Here is a 9,416-nt window from a genome sequence, read left to right on the forward strand (position 1 = left end):
TTGTCCTCGATGCGCTTGGCGATGTCCTTGCAGAGCAGAAACGTCTTGTCGTCGTCCACGTTCTCGGAATCGACCACCACGCGGATCTCGCGGCCGGCCTGGATGGCGTAGGCCTTGGCCACGCCGTTGAAGTCCAGGGCCAGGTTCTCGAGCTCCTCCAGGCGCTTGACGTAGCTTTCCAGCAGCTCCTTGCGCGCGCCGGGGCGGGCGCCGGAGAGGCTGTCCGCGGCCTGGACCAGGGTCGCCAGCACGGACTTGGGCGGCACGTCCTCGTGGTGGGCCTGGATGGCGTGGAGGATGTCGCCGGGTTCGCCGAACTTCTTGGCCAGATCCGCGCCAATGACGGCGTGGGGGCCTTCGATCTCGTGGTCCACGGCCTTGCCGATGTCGTGGAGCAGGCCGGCCCGCTTGGCCCGCTTGACGTCGAGGCCGAGCTCGGCGGCCATGATGCCGGCCAGCGTGGCCACTTCGAGGGAATGCTGGAGCACGTTTTGCGAATAGCTGGTGCGGTACTGGAGCTGGCCGAGCAGGCGCACGAGCTCGGGGTGGATGCCGTGGACGCCGCAGTCGAAGGTGGCCTGCTCGCCGATCTCGCGGACCTTGACGTCGAGCTCCTGCTCGCACTTTTTCACGATGTCCTCGATGCGGGCGGGATGGATGCGGCCGTCGGTGATGAGGCGCTCCAGGGCCATCTTGGCGATTTGCCGCTTGAGCGGGGAAAAGGCCGAGAGGATGACGGTCTCGGGCGTGTCGTCGATGATGAGGTCCACGCCGGTGGCCGCTTCCAGGGCGCGGATGTTGCGGCCCTCGCGGCCGATGATGCGGCCCTTCATCTCCTCGGAAGGCAGGGTCACGGCGGTGACGGTCTGCTCGGCCACGAAGTCGCCGGCGTAGCGCTGGATGGCCAGGGCGAGGATCTTCTTGCCGTTCTTGTCGGCGGTCTCCTTGGCTTCCATCTCGATCTGGCGGATCATGCGGGCGGCGTCGTGGCGGGTCTTGGACTCGATCTCGGTCATGAGGCGCTTTTTGGCCTCTTCCATGGTCAGGCCGGAAATCTCCTGCAGGCGCTTGTCGTGTTCCTCGGCCAGGCGGGAGAGTTCCTCGCCTTTCTCGTCGAGTTCCCGCTCCTTGCCGGTGAGGCGCTTCTCCACGGCCAGGAGTTCGGATTCCTTCTGGACGATCTGCTCCTGCTTCTCCTCCAGGCGCTCGCGGCGGCGCAGCACCTGCTCCTCCTTCTCCTCCACGGCCGAGACCTTGTCGCGGTACTCCTTTTCGAGTTCCTGCTTCTGGCGGAAGAGGTCGTCCTGGGCGGCCAGCACGACTTCCTTCTTGTGGGCCGAGGCTTCCTTGCGGGCCTCGTCGAGGATGCGGTCGGCCAGGGTCTTGGCTTCGTTGAGGGTCTTCTGGGAAATCCACTTGTCGAGGAAGTAGCCGGCGGGCACGCCGAGTCCGAGGCCGAAGATGCCCATGAATATGGTCGAGAATTCCATTGGTTCTCCCGAAGCGGGGAGGGGAAAGGGCACGCATGAAAAGAGTCAGGATTCCGGGGCAATCCTGGTTGCGGGCCTTGCGCGGCCGCACGGGGAATGGCGCGATTCCAGGCCTTTTGCGTCCGCCGGCCGCCGCTTCGGGCCGACAGAGGCGTGCATCCTGGTTTATGTAAAAGCCCCGGAGCGCCGTGTCGTCAATTCTTTTGAACCTTGGCAACCAAGGTGGACGCCCCTGTTTGACCTTCAGGCCACCCGGACGATGCCGGGCACGCTCACCGGCCACGCGTCGCGGCATCCTATTTTTGAGTATCGGCTCAAAAATAAATTAACGATCACGCACACTCCAGGGAACTTTTCCATTTTGCCGCCGCTAGGCGACGGGCTTCAATCTATCTTTGTCAGCAGCCGCGAGACCCGCGATTCGAGGTCGCCAAGCTGCCGGTGCGACATGAGCACGTCATCGGCCAGACCCAATGCGACAAAGGCCAGCAATTTCTCCTTGCCGAGAGCTTTCCCGCCCGCCTTCAACATGTTGTATCGTTGTTCCACCAATTCCTTGGCGGAATCGACGCGCTCCTGCGGCGCGTCCGTCTTAAACGACAATTCAAGGCCCAAAATGGACAAATTGTAGCTGGGCATCGGCGTACCGGGAAATCCTGCCCGACCGGCCAACCGGCCTGGCGTTTACGAATCGAGTTCCGCCTGGAGCTTTTCCAGGAGACCGTCGATCCTGTCAGCCACGGCCTTCTTCTCGTCGGCAAGCCGCGACGCCTCGGCCCGAAGGGCGGCGTTTTCCTCTTCCAGGGCCTTTTTACGGGCCAGAAGCTTTTCCACCCGGTCTTCAAGCGTATCAAAAATGTCCATGCCCATTCCTATCCTGGAACGTCCTGGAAAGCAAGCCGCCGCCTCATTTGCGCGGCTTGACCACCTGCCGGCCGCGCCCCAGCGCCAGCGCGCCGTCCGGCACATCGGAGGTAATCACCGATCCGGCTCCGACAAGGGCCCCCGCCCCGACGGTCACCGGCGCGACCAGGGAGCTGTTGGAGCCGATGAAGGCCCCCTCGCCGATGGTCGTGGCGTGCTTGTTCACCCCGTCGTAGTTGCAGGTGATGGTGCCGGCCCCGATGTTGCTGCCCGCCCCCACCTTGGCGTCGCCAAGGTAGGTCAGGTGGCCGGCCTTGGCCCCCTTGCCCAGGGTGGACTTCTTCATTTCCACGAAATTGCCGACCCGGCTGTCCTCTTCCAGCACCGCCCCGGGCCGCAGCCGGGCGAAGGGCCCGACCTGGGCTCCCCGGGCCACGCGCGCGCCCTGCAGGTGACAAAACGGATGCACGGTGACGTTTTCGCCGATTGCGGCGTCGACGAGGACGTTGTGCGACGAAACGCAAGCGCCGGCGGCGATGCTCGTCGCGCCGTAGAGCTCCAGGGGGCCGCACAGCTCGACCCCGGGCGCGACGGCCGCGCGCGGCCCCACGCGCACGCTGTCCGCGGCCCGCACGACCACGCCGGCCTCGAGCAGTCCGGCCACGATGCGCCGGCGCAGGACCTCCTCGGCCGCCACGAGCTCGGTCGGGCTGTTGATGCCGCAATAGGCCGGGTCGTCGCCCCGGTTGACGGCCAGGACGGTCAGGCCCTCGGCCTGGGCCAGGCCGACCAGGTCCGTGATGTAGTATTCGCCGCTCTTGTTGTCGTTGGAGAGCCTGGAGAGCAGGGGCGCGACGGCGGCCAGGCGCAAGAGGTAGACCCCGGCGTTGATTTCCCCGGTGGCCGGCCCGTGGCGCGAGGCGTCATAGTCCTTGGCCTCGACGATGCGCACGGCCCCGTCCCGGCGCACCACCCGGCCGTAGGCCCCGGCTTCGGGCAGCTCGATGGAGACGAAGGCCACGTCGCTTCGGGCCGACAGAGCCGCCTCCATGAAGGCGGCCAGGCTCCCGGCGGTCACCAGGGGGGCGTCGCCGTTGGCCACCAGCACGTGTTCGTAGCCTTCTTCCAAAAGGCGCGGCATGGCCTGGGCCAGGGCATGGCCCGTGCCGAGCTGCTCGGCCTGGAGCACGAACCGGTCGGTCAGATGCGGAAAAGCCGCCGCGACCAGGTCCGCCCGATGGCCGACCACGGTCAGCACGCGCCGGCCGAAAAGCCCGGCCAGGGCGTTTTGCCCGTACCAGAGCATGGGTTCGCCAAGCAGGGTCTTGAGCACCTTGGGCGCGTCGCTTTTCATGCGCGTGCCCTTGCCCGCGGCCAGGATCAGTGCGCCGATGCGCTCGTGCATGGGTCGTCTCCGGGAAGGATGTCGTAGGGATGGGGAAAACAGGCCGCTCGGGCCGTCATCATCGGGCGAGGCCGGCAGAGACGCCGCCCAGGCCCTTGCCGCTCGATCCATGAAGCTTGAGGCGCAGGAGGGCGCGCTGCAACGCCGCCTTGGCCCGGGTAAAATCGACGTCTTCGCGGTGCTGGACGGCCAGGCGCGCCTCGGCCCGTTCCCTGGCCTTGCGGGCGCGCTCCGCGTCGATCTCCTCGGGCAGCTCCGCCGCCTCGGCCAGGATCAGCACCCTGTCCGCCGTCACGTCGGCGAAACCGCCGGACACGAAGACGGACTTGGCCGCGCCGGCGCGGCGGATCACCACGGTCCCGATCGCCAGGGCGGAGAGAAAAGGGATGTGCAGCGGCAGCACGGTGAATTCACCGGCCACGCCGCTCATGGTGACGGAATCCGCCTCTTGGCCGAGGACCAGGCGATCCGGCGTGACGATTTCGACAGCAAGGGTCTTGGCCATGGTGCTTCCTTCAACGTACGTGCATCGGTCGGCCGCACCCTATCAGGGATCGGCCCGGGTTGAAAGACGGGGCCGGACGTAAAAAACGGGCGGATCCGAAGACCCGCCCGCTCGTACATCAAGCGTGTTCCGTTTCGGCTAGTGGGCCGTGGAGGCGACGGAGCCGGCGGTCTCGCGCACTTTCATGCGGTAGAAGGCGCGCTGCATCGCGGCCTGAGCCCGGGCGAAGTCCACCTTCTCCTTTTCGCGTTCCAGGCGCTGCTTGGCGCGCTCCTGGGCCTTGCGGGCGCGTTCGACGTCGATGTCCTCGGGACGCTCGGCCACTTCGGCCAGGACCGTCACCTTGTTGCCGGACACCTCGGCGAAGCCGCCGGAGACGAAGACGTAGTTCGCCTTGCCGCCGACCTTGTACATCAGGCTGCCGATGCCAAGGGCGGACAGAAACGGAATGTGGTTGGCCATCACGCCGAATTCGCCAAGCAGACCCGGCGCGCCCACGTACTCCACGTCCTGGGACAAGACGAGCTTGTCCGGAGTGACGATTTCAAGGAGGAGTTGGGCCATGGCGATTAACCTTTCTGGGCCTTCTCAACGGCCTCGTTGATGTCGCCCACCATGTAGAAGGCGCCTTCGGGAATGTCGTCGTGCTTGCCTTCGATGATTTCCTTGAAGCCTTTGACGGTGTCCTCGAGCTTCACGTAGCGGCCTTCCTTGCCGGTGAACTGCGCGGCGACGAAGAAGGGCTGCGACAGGAAGCGCTGGATCTTGCGGGCCCGGGACACGGTGAGCTTGTCCTCGTCGGAAAGCTCGTCCATGCCCAGAATCGCGATGATGTCCTGGAGGTCCTTGTACTTCTGCAGGATCTGCTGGACTTCGCGGGCCGTGGCGTAGTGCTCGCCGCCGAGGACCTGCGGGTCCAGGATGCGCGACGTGGAGTCGAGGGGATCCACCGCGGGGTAGATGCCGAGCTCGGCGATCTGACGCGAAAGGACCAGCGTGCCGTCCAAGTGCGAAAACGTGGTGGCCGGCGCGGGGTCGGTCAAGTCGTCGGCGGGCACGTAAACGGCCTGCACCGAAGTGATGGAACCCTTCTTGGTGGAGGTGATGCGTTCCTGCAGAGCGCCGAGGTCGGTGCCGAGCGTCGGCTGGTAACCGACCGCGGAAGGCATACGGCCAAGAAGCGCGGACACTTCGGAGCCGGCCTGGGTGAAGCGGAAGATGTTGTCGATGAAGAGCAACACGTCCTGGCCTTCCTCGTCGCGGAAGTACTCGGCGCAGGTCAGGCCGGTCAGGGCGACGCGCGAACGGGCTCCGGGGGGCTCGTTCATCTGGCCGTAGACAAGGCAGGCTTTGCCCAGAATGTCGGCTTCCTTGAACTCGTTGTAGAGGTCGTTGCCCTCACGGGTGCGCTCGCCGACGCCGGCGAAGACCGAGAGGCCGCCGTGGTGCTTGGCGATGTTGTTGATCAGCTCCATGAGAATGACGGTCTTGCCGACGCCGGCGCCGCCAAAAAGGCCCATCTTGCCGCCCTTGGGGAAGGGAATCAGCAGGTCGACGACCTTGATGCCGGTTTCGAGCAGCTGGATGCTCGTGGACTGGTCGATGAACGGCGGGGCCTGGCGGTGAATGGGCAGAGAGCTGGTCGCCTCGACCGGGCCCATTTCGTCCACCGGACGGCCGACGACGTTCAGGATGCGGCCAAGGGTGCCCTTGCCGACCGGGACGCTGATGGGAGCGCCGGTATCCTTGGCTTCCATGCCGCGCACCAGACCGTCGGTGGAGTCCATGGCGATGCAGCGCACGACGTTGTCGCCGAGGTGCTGCGCCACTTCGACCACGAGGTCTTCGGCGTAGGGGTTGTTGGTGTTTTTGATCTCGAGAGCATTCAAAATGCTCGGCAATTTGCCTTCAGGAAATTCGACGTCGAGAACGGCGCCGATGACCTGAACGATTTTTCCGACATTTCCGCTTGTCGCGCTCATTGTATGATGCCCCCTTGGTTATCCCTTGAGTGCTTCGGAACCGCCGACGATGTCCATCAGTTCCTTGGTGATGGCCGCCTGCCGGGCCTTGTTGTAGACCAGGGTCAGCGAGCTGACGAGGTCGTCGCAGTTCCTGGTGGCATTGTCCATGGACCGCATGCGGGCGGCATGCTCGCTGGCCGAGGTGTCAAGCAGCCCGCGGTAGATCTGGACATTGATGAACCGAGGCAGGAGCTCGGCCAACAGGCCTTCCACCGACGGTTCGTAGAGGTACTCGGCCTTGGGACCGGCCGGCTCCGCCGCCACCTCGCCGGCCTCGGCCGGGGACAGGGGCAAAACCGGCAGCAGGGTGGCTTCCTGCCGGGCAAGGCTCACGAACTTGCCGAAGGCCATGGTCACTTCGTCATAGGCGCCGCCGACGTACCCGCCGATGACTTCGCTGCCGATGCGGCTGGCCAGCGAGAAGTCGAACGAGCTCATCTCGTTGACGTAGGCCGCCACGATCTCGAACTCGGTGCGGCGGAACACGTCGCGGCCCTTGCGGCCCACGCACAGCACCTTGACGGTTTTGCCTTCGGCGGCTTTGGTCTTGGCCAACTTGAGGGCGGCCGAGGCGATGTTGTGGTTGAAAGCGCCGCACAGGCCGCGGTCGGAAGTGATGACGACCAGCAGGACGGTCTTCACTTCCTCGCGGGCTTCGAGCAGCGGATGGACCGAGGGATCGGCCCCCTTGGCCAGTTCGCCGAGCATTTCGTAGAACTTGTCGGCATAGGGGCGAAACCGCTCGATGCGCGCCTGGGCGCCGCGCAGCTTGGCCGAGGCCACCATGTTCATGGCCTTGGTGATCTGCTTGGTCTTTTTGACCGCGGTGATCTTGTTTTTTACGTCTTTGAGCGCAGGCATGGCTCCCCCTTTAGGCCTGTCGTTGCGTTGCGAAAAACGCGATTGTTTTCGGCAACAGCCCGATTAAGCCTTGAAGCCCTTTTTGAACTCTTCGATGGCCGCGCCCATTTTGGCGATCAGGCCGTCGTCAAGCGCCTTCTTGTCCCGGATTTCGGCCAGGATGTCGCTCTTGGCGTTGTGGAAGTACTCCTGCATGCCTTCCTCGAACTTGCGCACCGCCTCGACGGGCACGTCGTCCATGAAGCCGCGGGTGCCGGCGAACAGGGACAGCACCTGCTCCTCAACGGCCATGGGCTTGTACTGGGGCTGCTTGAGCAGCTCCACCATGCGCACGCCGCGGTTGAGCTTGAGCTGGGTGGCCTTGTCCAGGTCGGAACCGAACTGGGCGAAGGCGGCCAGTTCGCGGTACTGGGCCAGGTCAAGGCGCAGGGTGCCGGCGACCTGCTTCATGGCCTTGATCTGAGCGGCGCCGCCGACGCGGGAGACGGACAGACCGACGTTGATGGCCGGGCGGATGCCGGCGTTGAACAGGTTCGGCTCGAGGTAGACCTGTCCGTCGGTGATGGAGATGACGTTGGTCGGGATGTAGGCCGACACGTCGCCCGCCTGGGTCTCGATGATGGGCAGCGCGGTCAGCGAGCCGGCGCCGAGCTTGTCGGACAGCTTGGCGGCGCGCTCAAGCAGGCGCGAGTGCAGGTAGAAGACGTCGCCCGGGTAAGCCTCACGTCCGGGGGGACGGCGCAGCAGCAGGGACATCTGGCGATAAGCCACGGCCTGCTTGGAAAGGTCATCGTAAATGATCAGCGCGTGCCGGCTGTTGTCGCGGTGGTACTCGGCCATGGTGCAGCCGGAGTAGGCGGCGATGAACTGGAGCGAGGCCGGTTCGGAGGCGGTGGCCGAAATGATGGTGGTGTATTCCATGGCCCCATAGCGGCGCAGGGTCTCGGCGACCAGGGCGACGGTGGACTTCTTCTGGCCGATGGCGACGTAGAAGCAGTACACGCCCTGTCCCTTCTGGGCCAGGATGGCGTCGAGGCAGACGGCGGTCTTGCCGGTCTGGCGGTCGCCGATGATCAGCTCGCGCTGGCCGCGGCCGATGGGCGTCATGGCGTCGATGGCCTTGAGGCCCGTGTTCATCGGCTGGTGGACCGACTTACGGGCGATGATGCCGGGCGCCTTGATTTCGACCTCGCGAGTCTCCTTGGCGTCAATAGGTCCCAGGCCGTCGATGGGATTGCCCAGGGGGTCGATGACGCGGCCGGCGACGGCGTCGCCGACGGGCACCGAGAAGATCTTGCCGGTGCGCTTGACCGGGTCGCCTTCCTTGATGTGGGTGTCTTCACCGAGAAGGGCCACACCGACGTTGTCCTCTTCCAGGTTGAGCACCAGACCCATGACGCCGCCCGGGAATTCCAGCAGCTCCATGGCCATGGCGTTCTGCACGCCATAGACGCGGGCGATCTGGTCGCCGACGGACAGCACAGTGCCGGTCTCGCTCATTTCTACGCGAGACTCGTAGTTCTGGATCTGCTGTTCGATGATCTGGCTGATCTCTTCCGCTTTGATTTGCATGGCCCTACTCACCCCTCTTGATTTGTTCTTTCAATATTTCAAGTTGGGCGCGAAGGCTCGCGTCCAACACCTTGTCGCCGACCTTGAGGAGCACGCCGCCGAGGATGGCGGGATCGACGCCGAAGGACAGCACCAGCTTTTTGCCGGACTGTTTTTCGAGCTTGGCCTTGATCTGATCCTGACGCTGATCGGACAGGGCGTAGGCGGTGACGAGCCGCCCGCGCATGACGCCTTCGGCCTCGTCCAGCAGGGTCCGGTAGTAGGCGGACACCTCGAGGACGAAGGACAGGCGCTCCTTGTCGGCCAGAAGCGACAGGAAGTTGACCACCATGGGCTTCAGGTCCAGCTTGCCCACCACGCCGGCCAGCACCGCCTTCTTGTCCGCGGCGGCGATGACGGGGTTGGCAAAGACCTTCAGCAGGTCCGGGGACGCCTCAAGGACGGAGGCGAAGGCCTCCAGGTCCTTGCCGAACTCCGCCGGCGCCTTCTTGCCGGCCTTCTTGGCCAGCGCGAAGAGCGCCTTGGCGTAACGGCGCGCGACGATGTTGCCGGTCAATTGAACACCACCTTTGTTAAGTATTCATCCACAAGCTTTTCCTGGTCCTTGGCGGTCAGCTTCTTCTCGAGCATGGTCGTGGCGGCCCCGACCACGGCGTCGGCCAGCTCGGCGCGCAGCTTCTGCACGGCGACCTTGG

The 9,416-nt window shown here is 65.0% G+C and carries 10 protein-coding genes and 1 other RNA gene; all 11 read right to left on the reverse strand.

The genetic code is table 11. From position 1 onward, the window contains the following. Positions 1-1,490 (reverse strand): ribonuclease Y (gene rny / locus Q1K70_RS08340; protein ID WP_300157778.1); only part of this gene is annotated, 1,490 nt, incomplete at its 3' end. A gap of 171 nt (positions 1,491-1,661) precedes the next feature. Beyond that, a non-coding RNA gene (gene ssrS / locus Q1K70_RS08345) (6S RNA) lies at positions 1,662-1,843 on the reverse strand. Between the two features lie 31 nt (positions 1,844-1,874). Next, positions 1,875-2,129, reverse strand: a complete 255-nt coding sequence (locus Q1K70_RS08350) for a cell division protein ZapA (protein WP_300157780.1) — start codon at positions 2,127-2,129, stop codon at positions 1,875-1,877. Between the two features lie 45 nt (positions 2,130-2,174). Next, a complete protein-coding gene (locus tag Q1K70_RS22140; RefSeq protein WP_366521670.1) occupies positions 2,175-2,459 on the reverse strand; it encodes a cell division protein ZapB in 285 nt (94 codons plus the stop codon). Continuing rightward, positions 2,398-3,759 (reverse strand): bifunctional UDP-N-acetylglucosamine diphosphorylase/glucosamine-1-phosphate N-acetyltransferase GlmU, encoded by a 1,362-nt coding sequence (gene glmU, locus Q1K70_RS08360; RefSeq protein WP_300157783.1) that lies wholly within the window; start codon positions 3,757-3,759, stop codon positions 2,398-2,400. Before glmU ends, Q1K70_RS22140 begins: the two co-directional genes overlap by 62 nt. A 58-nt stretch (positions 3,760-3,817) precedes the next feature. After that, positions 3,818-4,264: a F0F1 ATP synthase subunit epsilon gene (locus Q1K70_RS08365; protein ID WP_300157784.1), complete on the reverse strand. Its 447-nt coding sequence runs from the start codon at positions 4,262-4,264 to the stop codon at positions 3,818-3,820. Positions 4,265-4,402: 138 nt separating this feature from the next. After that, positions 4,403-4,828, reverse strand: coding sequence for a F0F1 ATP synthase subunit epsilon (locus Q1K70_RS08370; protein WP_300157786.1), 426 nt, complete (start codon positions 4,826-4,828; stop codon positions 4,403-4,405). A gap of 5 nt (positions 4,829-4,833) precedes the next feature. After that, on the reverse strand, positions 4,834-6,246 hold the full coding sequence (atpD, locus tag Q1K70_RS08375) for a F0F1 ATP synthase subunit beta (RefSeq protein ID WP_300157788.1): 1,413 nt from the start codon (positions 6,244-6,246) through the stop codon (positions 4,834-4,836). Positions 6,247-6,264: 18 nt separating this feature from the next. Further along, positions 6,265-7,149 (reverse strand): F0F1 ATP synthase subunit gamma, encoded by an 885-nt coding sequence (locus tag Q1K70_RS08380; RefSeq protein WP_300157790.1) that lies wholly within the window; start codon positions 7,147-7,149, stop codon positions 6,265-6,267. A 63-nt stretch (positions 7,150-7,212) separates the two neighbouring features. Beyond that, a complete protein-coding gene (gene atpA / locus Q1K70_RS08385) occupies positions 7,213-8,721 on the reverse strand; it encodes a F0F1 ATP synthase subunit alpha (protein ID WP_300157791.1) in 1,509 nt (502 codons plus the stop codon). Between the two features lie 4 nt (positions 8,722-8,725). After that, the gene (gene atpH, locus Q1K70_RS08390) at positions 8,726-9,277 is read right to left on the reverse strand and encodes an ATP synthase F1 subunit delta (protein WP_300157793.1); all 552 of its coding nucleotides are present in this window, start codon (positions 9,275-9,277) and stop codon (positions 8,726-8,728) included. Between the last annotated feature and the right edge of the window lie 139 nt (positions 9,278-9,416).

Source organism: Solidesulfovibrio sp. (genome assembly GCF_029978005.1).
Lineage (GTDB): Bacteria > Desulfobacterota > Desulfovibrionia > Desulfovibrionales > Desulfovibrionaceae > Solidesulfovibrio.